We start from the raw sequence: 16,260 nt of genomic DNA, 5'->3' as shown, positions 1-16,260 counted from the left end.
TTCCAATGCACACATATGGCCAAACGCCACACATGACCGACCTGTCGGCCGCCCCGCTGGTGCGCCGCGCAGAAGTGGACGCCGATGATCCAGAAGCCGTGCGCAAAATCATCAAAGGGCTTGGACCGGGGCCGTTTTCCATCGTCTTGATGTTTTTCTCACCCGAAACGGACCGGGTGGCGCTGGCGCGCAACCTCAAGGCCGAGATCCCTTGGGGGCGGGTGATGGGGTGCTCGACGGCGGGAGAATTGACCTCGATGGGCTATGACGAGGGCAAAATTGTCGCCATGGCCTTTCCGGTCGAACATTTTGGGGTGGAGACGCTTTTGGTGTCGGATCTCAAAACCTGTACGCCGCATGACCTGATGGGCGGGTTGATCCGCGCCCGGCAGTTGTTGTCGCGCCGCTATCCGCATTTTACCCATGAATTTGCCATGCTTTTGGTTGATGGCCTCTCTGAACGCGAGGATCAATTGACCGCCGCACTGGCCTCGGGGCTTGGCTCGGTGCCGCTGTTTGGCGGATCGGCGGGGGATGGTGCGCGGTTCGAAGAGACCTTTATCATCAATGGCCGGGATATCATTGAAAACGCAGCGATTTTGACGTTTTTCCGCACCGATTGCCCCGTCCGGGTGTTTTCCTACGACCATTTGCGTGCGACCGAAAAACGCATGGTGGTGACGGCGGCGGAACCGAATGCGCGCATCGTCAAGGAGATCAACGCCGAACCTGCGGGGGCGGAGTATGCCCGTCTGATCGGCAGTGATCCGGCGCTTTTGAATGACAATGTCTTTGCTGCACATCCGGTGGTGGTGCGCGTCGGCGGCAAGCAACATGTGCGGGCGATCAAATCGGTCGCGGCCAATGGCGACATGTCGTTTTTTGCCGCGATTGACGAGGGCTTGGTTTTGACGCTGGCCGAACCGATGGATATGGCCACCCATCTCAAAGGCGCTTTGGAGGGGCTGTCGCAAGGCGCGACACCGGAGATGATTTTGGCTTGCGATTGTATTTTTCGCCGCATCGAAGCTCGGAACAGCCAAAAAAGCGCCGAAATTTCTGCGCTTTTGGTCAAACATAACGTGCGCGGGTTTTCGACCTATGGCGAACAGATCGGGTCGATCCATGTCAACCAAACTTTCACGGGCGTGGCGATTTACCCGCCCGGCAGCACCCCAACAACAGGCAAACCCAACATGGTTGAGAGTGAAGAGACACGATGACACAGCTCTCTGAGAACCTGTTGAACCCAGAGGACAGTTCCGAGCGAACCCGCGAGAAGCTGTTGAAAATCGTCGATGTGTTGATGCGCCAAGTCGAACAGCGCTCAAACGAACACGGCGCCGCCTACGCGCAGTTTCAGCGTGCCGCGATGTTGGAGGATCAGGTCCGCCAACGCACGGCGGATTTGGAATATGCGCTGGATTTGCTCAACGTTTCCAATGCGCGACTGGCCGAGGCCAATCGCAAAATGGAGGTGGCACAGCGCAATCTCGCCAATGCCATTGAGACCGTGCGCGAAGGGTTTGCGTTGTTTGATCAAGACGATGTGTTGGTGCTCTACAACTCGCGCTTTGCGATGTTTTTGCCGGACATTGTGCCGCGTTTGAAACAGGGTATCAGCTTTTCGGATTATGCCGAAATGGTCAGCACATCGGAGTATCTCGACCTGACGGGGACGGACAACGCCTATGCCTGGGCCTCGCGCCGGGTTGAGCGGCACCGGGATCGGCATGTGGTGTTTAACGTCCATGTGGTGGGGGATCGCTGGATTCAGATTTCCGAACACCGCACCCCGGATGACGGCACGGTGATCCTTCAGACCGACGTGACCGATCTGGTGCTGACCGAACGCGAAACGCGGGGGCGGATGCTGGACGATCAGGCCCAAATGATCCGCGCCACCTTGGAACATGTGTCCCTTGGGGTGTGTATTTTTGACAAGAATTGTCAGTTGGCCGGGTTCAACCAAAGGCTGGGTTATTTGCTGGGCCTGCCGATGACGCAGTTGCAATTGGGCGCAGGCTTTGAGGCCATGTATCAGCGCGTCAGTGGCGAATTGGCCGTGGGTGGGCAATTGACGCCAGAGGAGCTTTTGGCCTGGGTCTATGGCACGGCACCGCGCGTGCCGATCACCTTTGAGATGCGTCATTTGGATCGCCGGGTTCTTGTCGTCTCGGCGGAGGATTTGCCGGACGGCGGGTTTGTGATGTCGGTGACGGATGTGACCGCGGAACGGCGCGCGATGGCCGAATTGACCCGGACCAACGAGACGTTGGAGGCGCGGGTGATGTCGCGCACGCTCGATCTTGAGGACGCCTTGGCCCGCGCCGAGCGGGCAAACGCGGCGCGCTCGCGCTTTGTCGCGGCGGCCAGTCACGACCTATTGCAACCCTTGTCGGCCGCCAAACTCTTTGTTGCCTCCGCCGAAGATGGCGTGAGCGATGACGACACCCGCAAGGTTCTGGGCAAGGCACAAAACGCGCTGGAGAGTGTCGAAAATATCCTCTCGGCGCTTTTGGACATCTCCAAACTTGAGGCCGGGCGCTCGGCCTTGGACATCATGCCCGTGCCGCTTGCGCCGATGTTGGCGCAGTTGCGCGATGAGTTCATGTTGGCGGCGCAGGCCAAGGGCATTGATTTAAGGGTGGTGCAGACGGATCAGATCGTCGAAAGCGACCCGACCTATCTGCGCCGGATCGTGCAAAACCTGATGTCGAACGCGATCCGTTATACCGACGTCGGACGGGTTTTGGTCGGTGTACGGCGCAAAGGCGCGGGCCGGGTGCGGCTTCAGGTCTGGGACACCGGCCCCGGCATCCCCGAAATCGAACACCAAGCGGTGTTTCAGGAATTTCACCGTCTGGGCGTGTCCGCTTCGGCCTCGGTCGGGATGGGGCTTGGGCTGGCGATTGTGGATCGTGCCTGTGCCCAGCTTGGCCATCCGATCCATCTGGACAGTGTCGTGGGCAAGGGCACGGTGTTTGGCATCGACCTGCCGCCGGCGCGACAATGGGTGGCGAAAAAGACCGGGACCTATCTGCCTGAGCAGACCAGTCTGGAGCATCCTGGCGGGTTGATGGTGCTTTTGGTCGAAAACGACGCCGATGTGCGCCGTGCCGTCACGCTTTTGCTGGAGAAATGGGGCGTGGCTGTGGTCGGTGTTGAAACCGGCGAAGAGGCACTGTCGTTGGTCGAGGAGTTGGATGTCACGCCGGATTTGATGTTGGTGGATTATCAACTGGGCGAGGGGATGAACGGGATCGCCTTTATCGAAGCGTTTTGGGCCAAATACGGCCGCATGCCCACCCGTCTTGTGACCGCCAATCGGTCGCGCGACGTGCGACAGGCCTGTCAGGCGGCGCAGATCAAAATCCTCTATAAACCGATCGCCCCCAAGGATCTTGAGACCTTTGTGATGACGCCGCTCAAAGCGCCTTAGGGCGCCTTAGGCCGACCGCCACCGTGCCGCCGCCCGTTCCCAGCGCTGGATCACCACGACCTCGATGAGCAACATCACGGCCACAAAGCTGAGCGCATAGGCCAAGACATAGGCGGTTTGAAAGTTTTGAAAATGCAGGTGAATTTTAAAGCCTATCCCGCTTGAGCGGCCCAGAAATTCGACCACGAGAACGATTTTCCAAATCATCGCAAGCCCGTTGCGCCCGGCAATGGCAAAATAGGGCGCGAGTTGTGGGCCTAAAACATGCCGCAGGCGCGCGCTGAGTGACATTGTGTAAATCCGCGCCATTTCATCCAATTTCGGATCGCGCGCCCGCGTCCCATCCCGCAAAGTCACCGTCACCTGCGCCAATTTGTTCAGTGTCACAGCAGTGATGGCGGCGATCTCGTTGAGGCCGATCCAGAGATAGCACAACACGATGATCACCAGCGCCGGAAGATTCAAAAACACTGTGATCCACGGCGCAAACGCCCGCTCCAAACGCGGCATCAGCCCAAGTGCGATGCCCAAAACCGTCCCCAATCCCATCGCCAAGCCAAAGGACAAGGCGACGCGGATCATCGTGGCCTGCATCTGCGGCCAGAGCGTACCGGAGGTGATCAGATCGGCCAGGACACGCAGCACGGTCAGGGGCGAGGGCAAAATATCCGGGTCCGCCTTGTGCCACGCGGCCAAAGACCAAAGCCCGATCAGGGCCGCAAGAGACAGTCCAGTGGTCACGCTTTTTGACACGGCCTGTTCGATGATGATCCGTTTCTGTCGCATCCAATCCTCCCGAACCAATCCTAACGCCGCCCGGGTCCTAGGGCGCTCTGGACCTTGGTCGTATTCAACGCCGCCCCATGCGCCGTTAGCGTCATCATATGATGACACGTTACGCCCTCATTCTGGCCTTTCTCTGCGCCGTTCTGGTTGCCCCGATGCACGTTTCGGCGGCGGCCCCCGATCCTTTGCCCCGCGCGGAGGTCGAGGCGATGATCATCCCGCCCTATGCCTTGGGTGAAAGCCTCGCCGATAATGGCGTGTATCAGCTGTTGAATTCGGGTGGTGCGGAGATCGGATATGTGTTCGAAACCGGCCCGCTCGCGCCCTTGCCGGGGTTCTCCGGCGCACCGATCGACATGTTGGTGTTGATGGACACAAGCGGCGTGTTCTTGGATGTGCGGTTGGTGTCGCAACGTGAGCCGGTGTTTGTGTCTGGCCTTGGAGAAGCGCCGTTTCGAGAGTTTATTGAACAATATAAAGGCCTTGCGATCACCCAAAGCCTTGTTGTCGGCGTGCCTTACGGGGCCAGCGGTGGTGGCGGATCGGACCTTGTCTATTTGGATGGCGTGACCAAAGCGACGGCCAGTGTGCGCATCGCCCATGAAAGCCTTTTGGCGGCGGCCCTTTCGGTGGCGCGCGACAAAATGCAAGGTCTGGCACAAACGCCGCCCGCGCGGCCCAAGCCCGACGATGGCGAAACATTGACTTGGCAGGATTTGGTCGATCAGGGCATCGCCAAGCCGTTGCGGGTCAGCAATGTCGAAGTGGACGCCGCCTTTGCCGGGACGGTTTGGGCCGATGATGACCCGGAGGTGCAGGCCGATCCAGAGGGGCTTTATCTGGATCTGTGGCTGGTGGATCTGGGCCCGCCTGCGGTCGCGCGGGCGGTGTTGTCCGACGACTCGCTGAGCGATCTACAGCATTTCCTGGCGGTCTCGCCTGAGGCGGAACCTTTGCTGATGTTGGAGGCGGGACGGCATGGTCTGGTCTCCGAGGATTTCGTGCGCAACACCGCGCCAGACCGGCTATCGGCGGAGCAGGGGGGCTTGCCGGTGGCGCTGCGCGATGCGGATTTGCTGGTCGAATTGGCCCCCGACGTGCCACAGGCCGGGGTGGCGATGATCCTTCGGGCAGACCGGCGTTTGGGCTTTGATCCGATCTCAGAGTGGGAACTGCGGGTGCAAACCGTGCGCGCCCATGGCAGTTTTCAGCCGCGCTTGGGCGACACCCATTTCGCCCTGACCTATGCCGCGCCGGAGCGGTTTTTCGAGGTCTCAAAGCCGCATAAACCGCTGCCCGCCTGGGCCGAAGCGGCGCTTAACCGGCGGGCGGATTTGATCGGTTTGGCCGTGGTTCTGACCGGGCTGTTGCTTTTGGTCGGGCCCGGCATGACCCGTCTTGCGGCGCGGCCCAGTTTCACCGCCATCCGCCTGACGATATTGGCCTTTGTCATCGTTTTCATTGGTTGGTGGGGGCAGGGGCAATTGTCGATTGTCACCGTCCTGGCCAGCCTGCGCGCCGCCGTTGGACAAGGCTCGTTTTCCGTGCTGCTGTATGACCCGTTTTCACTGATGATCTGGGCGGTGGCGATCCTTGGTTTTGTGCTTTGGGGGCGGGGGCTGTTTTGCGGCTGGCTTTGTCCGTTTGGTGCGATGCAGGAGTTGCTCCACCATGTCGGAAAGCGCCTGAATATCCGTCAGATCAAGGTCTCGGACGACTGGGACAACCGGTTGAAAAAATTTAAATATGTGGCGCTCTTTGGGGTCATCGCGGTGACATTCGCCGCCCCCGATTATGCCGAAAAAGCTGCCGAAATAGAGCCGTTCAAAACCGCCATCACCGTCTATTTCGTCCGCGAGTGGTATTACGTCGCCTATGCCGTGTTTTGGCTGGGGCTGAGCCTCGTCTTTTTCAAAGGGTTTTGCCGATATGTCTGCCCTTTGGGGGCGATCATGGCGATTGGCGGCCTGTTGCGTGGGCGCGATTGGATCGCCCGGCGTGAGGCCTGCGGCAGCCCGTGCCAATTGTGCCGGGTCAAATGCCGCTATGGCGCAATCAAAAAGACCGGAGAAATCCAGTATGACGAATGTTTTCAATGCCTTGATTGCGTTAAAATCCATGACGATCCGAACCAGTGCGTGCCGCTGATCTTGGCCGCCAAACGACAGGAGCGTGCCACATGCCCGCCAAATCTCAGCTGACCCGCCGCCGGTTTTTAACCCTCTGCGCCTCGGCCCCGGCGATGGGGCTGGCCAGTGCCGCGCGCGCCTCAACCCAAATCTGGCGAGGGCAGGCTTTCGGGGCTGAGGTCTCGCTGGAACTGTCGAGCGATGCGCTTCAGGTGCAACAGGATTTGGACGCAGTGGTGCAAGAGCTGCGTCAGATCGAAGCGCGGTTTTCGATCTTTTCACCCAGCTCTGAACTGTCGCAACTGAACGCCCGCGGGCGGATTGCGGTGAGCGAGGAGATGCATGAGGTCTTGCGGCTGGCGCGCCGGGTGCATCTGGCCAGTGAGGGCCTGTTTGATCCGACGATTCAGCCGCTTTGGCAGGCCCTTGTCGAGGGGCGTGACACGGCGCAGGCGCGGGCTTTGATCGGCTTTGAGCGGGTCGAGATCGGCAGCAGCCATGTGCGCCTGGCACCTGGCCAAAAGCTCAGCCTCAATGGCATCGCACAGGGCTATGCCACCGACCGGATCACCGCGCTGTTGCGGCGGCGTGGCTACGATCACGCGCTGGTCAATATGGGCGAATTCCGTGCCATGGGCGGGCCTTATCATTTGGGGGTGTCCGACCCTGAGGCGGGACAACTTGGCCGCCTGAGCCTGACGGATGGCGCGGTGGCAAGCTCCAGCCCCGGCGCGATGCGGGTGGGGGATGAAACCCACATTCTGCACCCCAAAGGCGGTGTGCCGCTGTGGTCGACGGTGACGGTTGAGGCGCGGTCTGCCGCGCTTGCGGATGCCGTTTCGACCGCGTTTTGCCTGATGCCGCGCGATCAGATGGCGCGGGTCTGCGAACGGCTTGATCTGGGGCCTGTGATGATGATTGATTTTGAGGGGAACCTTGAAACGCTGTGAGCGTGTTCAAGACCTAACGCTCAGGGGGTAGAAAGCTTAGCCCATGCATGGCAAAAATGGCCGGGATACGCCCATCTGAAAGCGCCTTTTCAACGGCGTAATCAACGGCATAGCCAAGGTCGCGATGCTGTTGGTTGACGGCGACGCCAACGGTCCATGTCGAGCGCACCAGCCCCGGCAGCGGCGGGGTATGGACGGCAAATCCGTTGGTCTCGTCCGCGCTGATCCCGGCTTCGATCACCGCCAAAGGCGCCATGACGGCCATGGTGTCGCCTGCCACCATGGCGGAGACGGCGCGGTCTGAGCTGGGATAGCGGTGGATTGCGTCGGATACGACGCCGCGACCGATGGAGGCGAGGTAGAGGTCCGAAATGCTGTCGTTTTCGACCGCGACGGTGTCATAGCGGAAATAGGCCGGCGTCGGGATGTCATCCGGGTCGGGGTAGTCGGTCAGACTATAGCCGATGGCGAGGGTTTCCGCCGCATATTGTCCAGTAAAAACAGCCTGTTCGACACGGCAGGCGAACTCACTGTCATAGGGCACATGCAACATCACGTCGGAGACGCGCCCGCCGACGGCGGCCCCTTTCCAAACGTAATTGCGCAAATCGCCCTCAAGGGTTTCATCGGCCTGAACAAGGCGAAACCGCGGGGTGACCCCGAGGTCTTCGGCGATGAGCCTGCCGATCTCAACGTCGATGCCCGCGGGTTTTCCGTCCTTGAGAAAGGACCAAGGTGCAAAGTTTTCGTAGAGCGCAAATTCGATCCAACCCTCGTCGATGATGGTGTCGAAATCGCGGCCAATGTCCTGGGCAAAGGTATTTTGTGGCCGCAGTTGCGGCACCACATCCTCACAGCGGGCGAAAACCGGCCCCGCAGAGGCGAGACCGGTCAAAAAGGTCAGAGCAAAGAGGGAATGTTTCATGGAAACAAACCCTTAATGCGCGGCAGACAGGCCAACGGTCAACAGGTCCGCTGTGTGTTTCCAGGTTTCCGGATCATCAGACAGGCTGTTTGAGGCCTTAAAGGCGATGCTGTCGGCGATGGGTGCGCCGGACCCGGTTTCGACTTCGGCAGCAATCATGCCGAGCTCTTCTTTGAGAGCCATCGGATCATCAATATCGCCCGCTAAAAGGTGATCGCGGATTTCGGTCAAACGGGTCATGTGGCTGTCCAACGCGCCATCGTCGGGGCGGGTTTCGATATAGGTGCGGATCGCCCAGGCGGCTTTTTGACCCAGGATTTCGCCAAAGGCGGGCATTTTAGTGATGCCATTTTGGGTCATCCCCAATTGAAACCGTTCCACATACCATTCGTCGCCATATTCGGCAGCTTCAAGATAGCGCAAATCGGGGGCGAGGCCACCGGAGACGGCCCCAAGCCCATGACAGCGGGCACAGTTTTGGTTGAACCCGGAGGAGCCGATTTCGATGGCTTTGAGCCAGACGTCTTCGCCCGCCGCCTCGGCGCGATAGGGATTTTCGATCAACCAATCTTCGCCCTCCACCCCTACATCGGGCAACATATCGGTGTTGATCGCCTGCGGGGTGACATCGCCATGTGCAAAGGCGGATGTGGCGAATGTGGCGACAGTGAGCGCGGCAATCAAAGCAGTACGTTTCATAGGATCCTCCCAAGTTTCCCAATCAATATCGCCGCAGCTGCAACAGGCGCTATTCGACCTTGGTGCAACTGTCGAAACCGTCATGCGACCTTGGTCCCATTTCGGCGGAGCAGAGCCGGAATTTAAGGTGAGAGCACGGGAGGACGACAATGACACATATGCGGCGCACATTTCGCGTGGCGGCTGCCGGATTGCTCTGTGCGCTTTGCGTGCAGACAGGCGGACAGGCGGCTGATCTGGATCTGACGATCGGCTATTTGCGGCTTGAAGAACCCGCGCATCCGGTATTGTCGGGCTTGGACCCGGTGCCCGCGCGGCGTGGTATTGAGGGCGCCGAACTTGGCGTGAAGGACAATCAAACAACGGGCGGGTTTTTGGGCCATTCCTATGCGTTGGATGTGGTCAGCCTTGCGCCTGAGGCCCTCGCGGCCGATGTCGCGGCGGCGGCGCGGGACATGTTGGCCAAGACCCGCGTTGTGGTGTTGGACATGTCCTCTGAGGCGGCGCTGGCTGTGGCGGATTTGGCCGAGGCCAAGGGCGCGATTCTGATCAATGCCGCCAGTGGAGACGCGGCGTTGCGCGGGGCGTCGTGCCGCACAAATCTGCTGCACACGGCCTTGGAAGACAGCATGGCGGCGGATGCGTTGATGCAGGTTTTGCTGAGCAAACGCTGGACGAAGCTGGCGATGATCGTGGGTCCAACCGCCGAGGACAAGGCGCGGGCGCAGAGCTACCGTCAGGCGGCGCAGAAATTTGGCCTCAAGATCGTCTCCGAGACGACATGGACCTTTGACAGCGATCTGCGGCGCGCCGCGAGCCGCGAGGTGCCTTTGCTGACCCAAGGATTCAAATCGCATGACGTGGTGTTGATCGCCGACGCCCATGACGATTTTGCCCGCTACATCGAACACAATACATGGGAACCGCGTCCGGTGGCGGGGGCGGGCGGCTTGACCGCTGTGGCTTGGGCGCCGGTGATCGAGCAATGGGGCGCGGCACAGCTTCAGTCGCGGTTCACCGATATGACCGGGCGCGCGATGACACCGCGCGATTATGCGGCCTGGGCGGCCGTGCGTGCCCTGGGCGAGGCGGTGACGCGGACCGGGACGGCGGAGGCGGGGGCGCTGCACGATTATCTTTTGTCGGATGGGTTTGAATTGGCCGGGTTCCAAGGCCGCCCTTTGAGCTTTCGCAATTGGAACGGCCAGATGCGCCAACCCGTGCCCGTGGTCAACGCCCATGCACAGGTCGCTGCAGCGCCTTTGGAGGGGTTTGAACACCCGCGTAACCCTTTGGACACGTTGGGAACAGATCAGCCGGAAAGTGAATGTCATGCCTTTGGAGAGTAAGATGAGAGTGATATACGCGGGGCTTTTGACCGCCTGTTTGGCACAGCCCGCCTTGGCCGCCGAGATTTGGGTGAGCAACGAAAAGGACGACACGCTGTCGGTGATCGACATCGACACTTTGGAGGTGATCCGCACGCTCAAAACTGGCGAACGCCCGCGTGGGATCACGTTTAATGCCGATTTCACAAGGCTTTACATCTGCGCCTCTGACAGTGATGCGGTGCAGGTGATGGACCCGGAAACGGGGGAGATCCTGTTTGATCTGCCTTCGGGCGAGGACCCGGAGCAATTCGTGTTGCACCCGGACGACCGACACCTGTGGATCGCCAACGAAGACGATGCGGTGACCACGGTGGTCGATGTCGACAGCCGCACGGTGGTGGCGCAAATCAACGTTGGGATTGAACCCGAAGGCATGGCCGTATCGCCCGATGGCAAGACGGTGATCACCACCTCCGAGACCACCAATATGGCGCATTGGATCGACACCGAGAGCCATGAGATTTACGCCAACACCTTGGTCGATTCCCGTCCACGCCACGCTGAATTCGTCAAAGACGGGACCGAGCTTTGGGTGAGCTCGGAGATCGGCGGGACGATTTCGGTGTTTGACACCGGGAATCAGAATGAAATCGGAAAGATCCATTTTGAGATCAAAGGGGTGCATCCTGACTTGATCCAGCCAGTGGGGTTTGAACTGACCCCGGATCAAAAGACCGCCTTTGTCGCCCTTGGGCCGTCCAATCATGTTGCCGTGGTCAACACTGAGACGCTTGAGGTTGAGGGCTATATCCTGACCGGACGGCGGGTCTGGCACATGGCCTTTAGCCCGGATCATCGGCTTTTGTTCACCACAAACGGGGTGAGCGGCGATGTGACGGTGATTGATGTGGCCAAACGCGAGGCAATCAAATCCATCAAGGTTGGGCGGTTTCCTTGGGGGGCCGCCATGCGGCCCTAATCAGATATGCGGGCCGCCATGCGTCCGTGATCGGACCAGTGAGTGGCTTAGAGACGACAACAATACGAAAGAGGAGTTTTACTATGCGTTTCCCAATTTTAGCCGTCGCATTGATCGCAGCCAGTCCCGCCTTTGCCGATGATGACGGCGATGATGACGTAAAATTCGGCATGGCCGGTATCCTGTCGGCGAGCAATTCCGAAACCCTGCCGCCCATCCTTTTGTCCGCAGGCCAACCCTTGGCCGACGCCCCGTTGCATCTTAAATCCGGCACCTATTACGAGATCGAAATCGAAGCCGACGGGTCACAAGAGCTTGGCCTTGAAGGGGCGGGGTTTTTCCGCGCCATCTGGATTGACGAGATTGTCATCGAGGGCTTGGAAATCCGCCCTTTGGGGATTGACAGCGTCGAATTTGACGAGGCGGGGGTGATGGAAATCGGGTTTGTCGCGATCAAGCCGGGGACCTATGATTTGCATGTGCCCAAAGCAACAGGTGATTTGCAACGCCTTGAAATCATAATAGAATAGGGGAAATCATGGCCGGGCTTGTCGTTGATAAAGTCACTCATCTCTACGCCGGACGTTCCGATCATCCGCCCGCTTTGGACCAAGTGAGTTTTTCGGTCGACCCCGGCCAGTTTTGTGCCCTTCTGGGACCAAATGGCGCAGGAAAATCAACGCTTTTTGGCATTCTCACCCGACTTTTCGCGCCCAAATCGGGCCGGGTGGAGGTTGCCGGACATGACATGAGCCGCGCGCCGCTCAAGGCTCTCGCGCGCATGGGTGTGGTGTTTCAGCAGCCGACGCTGGATCTCGATCTGACGGTCTGGCGCAACATGTTGTATTTCGCGGGTCTGCACGGGATCACCGGGCGCGCCGCCAAACTGGCCGCGTCTGAGGCGTTGGATCGGCTGGCGATGGTCGAACGCGGTTCGGAACGGGTGCGCGATCTCAACGGCGGGCATCGGCGGCGGCTGGAAATTGCCCGCGCTTTGATGCATCGGCCCGAAGTCTTGTTGCTGGATGAGCCGACCGTGGGGTTGGATGCGCAGACGCGGGCGGATTTGGTCGCCCATGTGCATCAATTGGCGCGCGACAGCGGGCTCGCCGTACTTTGGGCGACGCATTTGACCGACGAGGTCCACGCGCAGGATGCCTTGGTGGTGCTGCATCGGGGGCGGGTGATCGAGCGCGGTGTGGCCGAGCAGGTCGGGCCGGAGCTGACCCAACATTTCCTCGCACTCACGGGCGGGTTGACTGGCGAGTTGACCGGCGAAAGACAGCCCGCATGAGGCATTATGTCACCGCCCTTATCGCCATTTGCCATCGCGAAGCGCTGCGGTTTTTCGGCCAACGCGCCCGGATGATCGCCGCTTTGGTGCGGCCTTTGATGTGGCTTTTTGTCTTTGCCGCGGGGTTTCGCGCGGCTTTGGGCTTGTCGATCACGCCGCCTTACGAGACCTATATCAGCTATGAAACCTACATCGTGCCGGGGCTCTGCGCGATGATTTTGCTGTTCAACGGCATGCAATCTTCGCTGTCTTTGGTGATGGATCGCGAGATGGGGACGATGCGGCTTTTGCTGACCGCGCCCTTGCCGCGCTGGTGGCTGTTGAGTTGTAAACTGATGGCGGGGGCGGTGATTTCGGTGCTGCAAGCCGTTGTATTCTTGGCAATTTGCGCCCTCTACGGCATCCGCTTTTCGCCAATGGGCTATGTCGCGGCCCTGCCTGCGATGTTTTTATGCGCGCTGATGGTGGGGGCTTTGGGGATTGCGCTCTCTTCGACCATTCGTAGCTTGGAAAATTTTGCGGGGGTGATGAATTTCGTGATTTTCCCGATGTTTTTCCTCTCCACGGCGCTGTACCCGCTTTGGAAAATGGCCGAGGCCTCTGAGCTTTTGTGGTGGATTTGCGCGATCAACCCGTTTTCGCATGGAGTCGAAACGATCCGATTTGCGCTTTATCTCAAGGCCGATCCTTTGGATTGGGCCATCACCGTGGCAGCGGTGGTGGTGTTTATGGCGCTGGCGCTGTGGGGCTATGATCCGGGCAAGCGGACGATGGGGCGCAAGGGTTAAACGCGCGCAGGTTGTAGAAAATCCGCCACTTTGGTCGGATGGGACAAAGCCACGCGCTCTGGCACCATGGGCGCGGGAGGATTTCACATGAAGATTGTAATTTTGGCGATGGCGCTTGCCGCGGCGGCGCCCGTTTTGGCCGAAGATTTAACCCAAGACTTAGCCATGCAGCTTGGCCCGGACACCGAGGTGAACGAGCAGGGCACACTCAACCCGCATGAGATGTCGATGGCGCAGGTGATGGAGAGCATCCGCAATGGCGACACCGGGATGGTGATTTGTTCTCAGGGCTATTTGGTGACCAAATCAGGTCGTCACGAGATGGCGCGCGAGCTGTTTAAAAGCTGTGCCGATCACGGCTGGACCGGGGCGATGACATGGATGAGCCAGCTCGATGATCGAGGTCTGGGCGGGCCACAGGATTTGGAAGCGGCGGCGGACTGGAACCGCAAGGCGGCGGAGGCGGGCGATCCAGTTGGCAAATTCAACCACGGGTTGGATTTGATGCGCGGCTGGGGCGTGGCGCGCGACGAGGCGGCGGGGCGCGCCATGGTCGATGAGGCGGCGCGGGACGGTTTGGACGTGGCGCAGCGACTGCAAAGTGCGGAGTATGATCTGGACGAGGTGACGCCGGATGCGGATGAATGGCGCTATTTGAACCTGTTCTAAGGGGGTACGACCAAAGTCGTAGGTGGACTGCGACCAAGGTCGGGGGGCTTTGTTGATGTACATCAACACCTTGCGCGGTGGAAAGGGCGATCTTGGGCATGAACATGCCATAGGAGTCCGCCATGAAAGCCATCAAAATCGCCATACATCTGATCCCCGCACTCTTTGCCGCCACGCTTGGCACCTCAGCCGTTGCGGGTGAATATGACGCGATCAAAGCCGCCGCCGGGGCAGAGTTTTTTGACAAGGAATGCCACCGCTGCCACTCGGTCGATGCCGACCGCGCCAGCTATGGCCCGTTGTTGACCGGGGTGATCGGCCGCAAAGCCGGTAGCTTTGAGGGTTATCCCTATTCGGACGCCCTGAAAAACGCCAATTTCACCTGGACCGCAGGCGCGATCCGGGCGTGGATGGAAGACAATGATGGCTTGGTGCCGGGCACGAAAATGCGCCATGTCGGTGTTGTGGATGCGACGGTTCAGGATTTCATCGTCACCTATCTGGCGTCGATTTCCGAATGATCCTCGTCGTTTAATCAAGTTGTGAGTTCAGAGAGGTTGGCGGTCTGGACCTGTGCGGGCCGCCCGCCAAGGATCAACACCCGATCGCACAGCCGGGCCGCCTCTTTCGGGTCGTGGGTGACCAGAATTGTCGTGGTGACATGATGCGCGCACAGGGTCTCAAACAGGCGCATCATCTCATCGGCGAGCTGTGGGTCGAGCGACACAAAGGCTTCATCCATCAGCAACAGATCGGGGGCGGCGGCAAAGGCGCGGGCCAAGGCCAAGCGGCGCTGTTGACCCAATGAGAGCTGACCGGGGAACAGATCGGCATGATCCGAAAGACCCACCTGCGCCAACCACTGCCGCGCGTTCGGCGCGTCGATGCGGGTGGTCAGGGTCAGATTGTCCAAGGCGCTGCGCCACGGCAAAAGGGTCGGTTCCTGGAACACGGTGCTGATGCGCTCTGGGCGCTCGCAACTGCCGTCATAATCGGAATGCAGCCCGCAAATCACCCGCAACAGCGTCGATTTTCCCACGCCCGAGGGTCCGACGAGAGCAAGGGAGGCACCGGGCGCGATCGAAAACGAAATCGGCCCGAGAATCTGTTGCCCGCCGGCATGGGCCGAGCGCAGATCAACGCGCACGCCCCCACTGAGAGTAGGGGGCGTGGGGATGGTAATCGGCATCAGCTTCATGTGCCGGGATGGTAGAATGTGCCCTCAGGCAGGGTTGTGGCCTGGCCCACCAAATCCACGCCGCCGAGCTGCGCCATCAGATCGAGCATCTTGGCCGCATCGGCATCAGACACCGGACCCTTTGGCGGAATACCGTCGATCCATCCGGTTTTGAGTGCTGCAAATTGCGCGTCGGTTTTGACATTCATCTCCGGGCGCAGGCGATCCCAAGCGGCGTCATCTGTGGCCAAAAGATCTTTGGCCTGACGTGACGCGGCGGCCAGTCCGGCGACCAGTTCCGGGTGGTTTTTCAACACCTCACCGCGCACAACATAGCCCAAAAGCGGCGTGTCCGGGTTTAACCCTAGCGCCACGGCGGCCTCGGAGGTGGAGGTCAAAAGCCGCATCCCGGCGGCGTCCATTTTGGCCCCAAAATGCCAAAAATTAATCGCGCCGTCCAACTCGCCGGAGAGGGCGGATTTGAAAATCAAAGGCGGTGCGCCGTAGACCTGTTCGGTGTTGGCTGCCAGATCGAGCCCCTCAGTCTGGGCCGCAAAGGCGCGCAGGATCAGCCAGCTTTTGTCATTCGGCCCACCAGCTATGCCGATTTTGCCGCCTGCCAGATCGGCAATGGTTTGGGCAGGGCTGTCCTTGGGCACATAGAGCCCGCCCACGGCTTTGGAATAGGGGACGAAAACGTAATCCTTGCCCTCGGCGCGTTGGGCCGCAACCCAGAGCCAATCGGCGACGATCATATCGACTTCGCCCGCCGCCAGCGCCACACGTGAGGCGGGGGAGCCCGCGACATCAAGCGCCTCAAGGGTAAAGCCCTGAGCGGCGTCAAAGCCGTAATGATGGATGGTGTCCACCTCCCAGGCGACGGTGCCGGACATTTGCAGCGCCGCTTTGAGTTTTGGCAAATCTTCGGCCTTGGATGGCACGGAAAAGGCGGCACTCAAAGCCGCGGCTGTGGCAAGGGCCGCGAGGCCTTTGGTGAATTTGGTCATGGTTGATCCTCCCTGATCTCAGAGTAGGAGCGCGCGGGCGTGGCACAATACGACCAAAGGATGGGAAACGACCCCGGGGTCGCA

16 protein-coding genes are annotated in these 16,260 nt (G+C 59.9%); 11 read left to right on the top strand and 5 right to left on the bottom strand.

The window, feature by feature from the left end; all coding sequences use genetic code 11:
- Positions 1-5: 5 nt before the first annotated feature.
- Both B30_RS14140 and B30_RS14135 read left to right on the top strand, forming a co-directional pair.
- On the top strand, positions 6-1,223 hold the full coding sequence (locus tag B30_RS14140; protein ID WP_009572792.1) for an FIST N-terminal domain-containing protein: 1,218 nt from the start codon (positions 6-8) through the stop codon (positions 1,221-1,223).
- On the top strand, positions 1,220-3,442 hold the full coding sequence (locus tag B30_RS14135) for a hybrid sensor histidine kinase/response regulator (RefSeq protein ID WP_009572791.1): 2,223 nt from the start codon (positions 1,220-1,222) through the stop codon (positions 3,440-3,442). The genes B30_RS14140 and B30_RS14135 overlap by 4 nt, the downstream gene beginning before the upstream one ends.
- Positions 3,443-3,448: 6 nt before the next feature.
- Here the strand turns inward: B30_RS14135 and B30_RS14130 are convergent, their stop codons facing one another.
- Positions 3,449-4,228, bottom strand: coding sequence for an ABC transporter permease (locus tag B30_RS14130; RefSeq protein WP_009572790.1), 780 nt, complete (start codon positions 4,226-4,228; stop codon positions 3,449-3,451).
- 98 nt (positions 4,229-4,326) lie between these two features.
- On the opposite strand from B30_RS14130, the gene B30_RS14125 reads away from it, so the two are divergent.
- Together B30_RS14125 and B30_RS14120 are read left to right on the top strand one after the other, a co-directional pair.
- Positions 4,327-6,429 carry a 4Fe-4S binding protein gene (locus B30_RS14125; protein WP_009572789.1) on the top strand — a complete coding sequence of 701 codons (2,103 nt, stop codon included), beginning with the start codon at positions 4,327-4,329 and terminating at the stop codon, positions 6,427-6,429.
- On the top strand, positions 6,408-7,307 hold the full coding sequence (locus B30_RS14120) for an FAD:protein FMN transferase (protein WP_009572788.1): 900 nt from the start codon (positions 6,408-6,410) through the stop codon (positions 7,305-7,307). The genes B30_RS14125 and B30_RS14120 overlap by 22 nt, the downstream gene beginning before the upstream one ends.
- Before the next feature lie 13 nt (positions 7,308-7,320).
- Here the strand turns inward: B30_RS14120 and B30_RS14115 are convergent, their stop codons facing one another.
- A complete protein-coding gene (locus tag B30_RS14115) occupies positions 7,321-8,232 on the bottom strand; it encodes a substrate-binding periplasmic protein (protein WP_009572787.1) in 912 nt (303 codons plus the stop codon).
- Positions 8,233-8,244: 12 nt separating this feature from the next.
- Positions 8,245-8,931, bottom strand: coding sequence for a cytochrome c-550 PedF (pedF, locus tag B30_RS14110; protein ID WP_009572786.1), 687 nt, complete (start codon positions 8,929-8,931; stop codon positions 8,245-8,247).
- A gap of 149 nt (positions 8,932-9,080) precedes the next feature.
- On the opposite strand from pedF, the gene B30_RS14105 reads away from it, so the two are divergent.
- From B30_RS14105 to B30_RS14075, 7 genes are all read left to right on the top strand, one after another.
- Entirely contained in the window at positions 9,081-10,280 is a 1,200-nt protein-coding gene (locus B30_RS14105) for an ABC transporter substrate-binding protein (RefSeq protein ID WP_009572785.1), read from the top strand.
- Between the two features lies 1 nt (position 10,281).
- Positions 10,282-11,241 carry a YVTN family beta-propeller repeat protein gene (locus tag B30_RS14100; RefSeq protein WP_040402576.1) on the top strand — a complete coding sequence of 320 codons (960 nt, stop codon included), beginning with the start codon at positions 10,282-10,284 and terminating at the stop codon, positions 11,239-11,241.
- 83 nt (positions 11,242-11,324) lie between these two features.
- Positions 11,325-11,771 (top strand): hypothetical protein, encoded by a 447-nt coding sequence (locus B30_RS14095; protein WP_009572783.1) that lies wholly within the window; start codon positions 11,325-11,327, stop codon positions 11,769-11,771.
- 8 nt (positions 11,772-11,779) lie between these two features.
- Positions 11,780-12,535, top strand: a complete 756-nt coding sequence (locus B30_RS14090; RefSeq protein WP_009572782.1) for an ABC transporter ATP-binding protein — start codon at positions 11,780-11,782, stop codon at positions 12,533-12,535.
- A complete protein-coding gene (locus B30_RS14085; protein ID WP_009572781.1) occupies positions 12,532-13,323 on the top strand; it encodes an ABC transporter permease in 792 nt (263 codons plus the stop codon). Before B30_RS14090 ends, B30_RS14085 begins: the two co-directional genes overlap by 4 nt.
- Positions 13,324-13,410: 87 nt before the next feature.
- Positions 13,411-13,992 (top strand): tetratricopeptide repeat protein, encoded by a 582-nt coding sequence (locus tag B30_RS14080; protein WP_009572780.1) that lies wholly within the window; start codon positions 13,411-13,413, stop codon positions 13,990-13,992.
- A gap of 122 nt (positions 13,993-14,114) precedes the next feature.
- Positions 14,115-14,513 carry a c-type cytochrome gene (locus B30_RS14075; RefSeq protein WP_009572779.1) on the top strand — a complete coding sequence of 133 codons (399 nt, stop codon included), beginning with the start codon at positions 14,115-14,117 and terminating at the stop codon, positions 14,511-14,513.
- Positions 14,514-14,527: 14 nt separating this feature from the next.
- Here B30_RS14075 and B30_RS14070 read toward each other — a convergent pair whose 3' ends face one another.
- The gene (locus B30_RS14070; protein ID WP_100220119.1) at positions 14,528-15,181 is read right to left on the bottom strand and encodes an ATP-binding cassette domain-containing protein; all 654 of its coding nucleotides are present in this window, start codon (positions 15,179-15,181) and stop codon (positions 14,528-14,530) included.
- Positions 15,182-15,186: 5 nt separating this feature from the next.
- Positions 15,187-16,176, bottom strand: coding sequence for an ABC transporter substrate-binding protein (locus B30_RS14065; RefSeq protein WP_009572777.1), 990 nt, complete (start codon positions 16,174-16,176; stop codon positions 15,187-15,189).
- Between the last annotated feature and the right edge of the window lie 84 nt (positions 16,177-16,260).

It is taken from the genome of Celeribacter baekdonensis B30, from assembly GCF_000299875.1.
Classification (GTDB): Bacteria; Pseudomonadota; Alphaproteobacteria; order Rhodobacterales; family Rhodobacteraceae; genus Celeribacter; species Celeribacter baekdonensis_A.
Note: the sequence above shows the minus strand (reverse complement) of the source record. Positions and strands in the feature narration are given on the sequence as shown.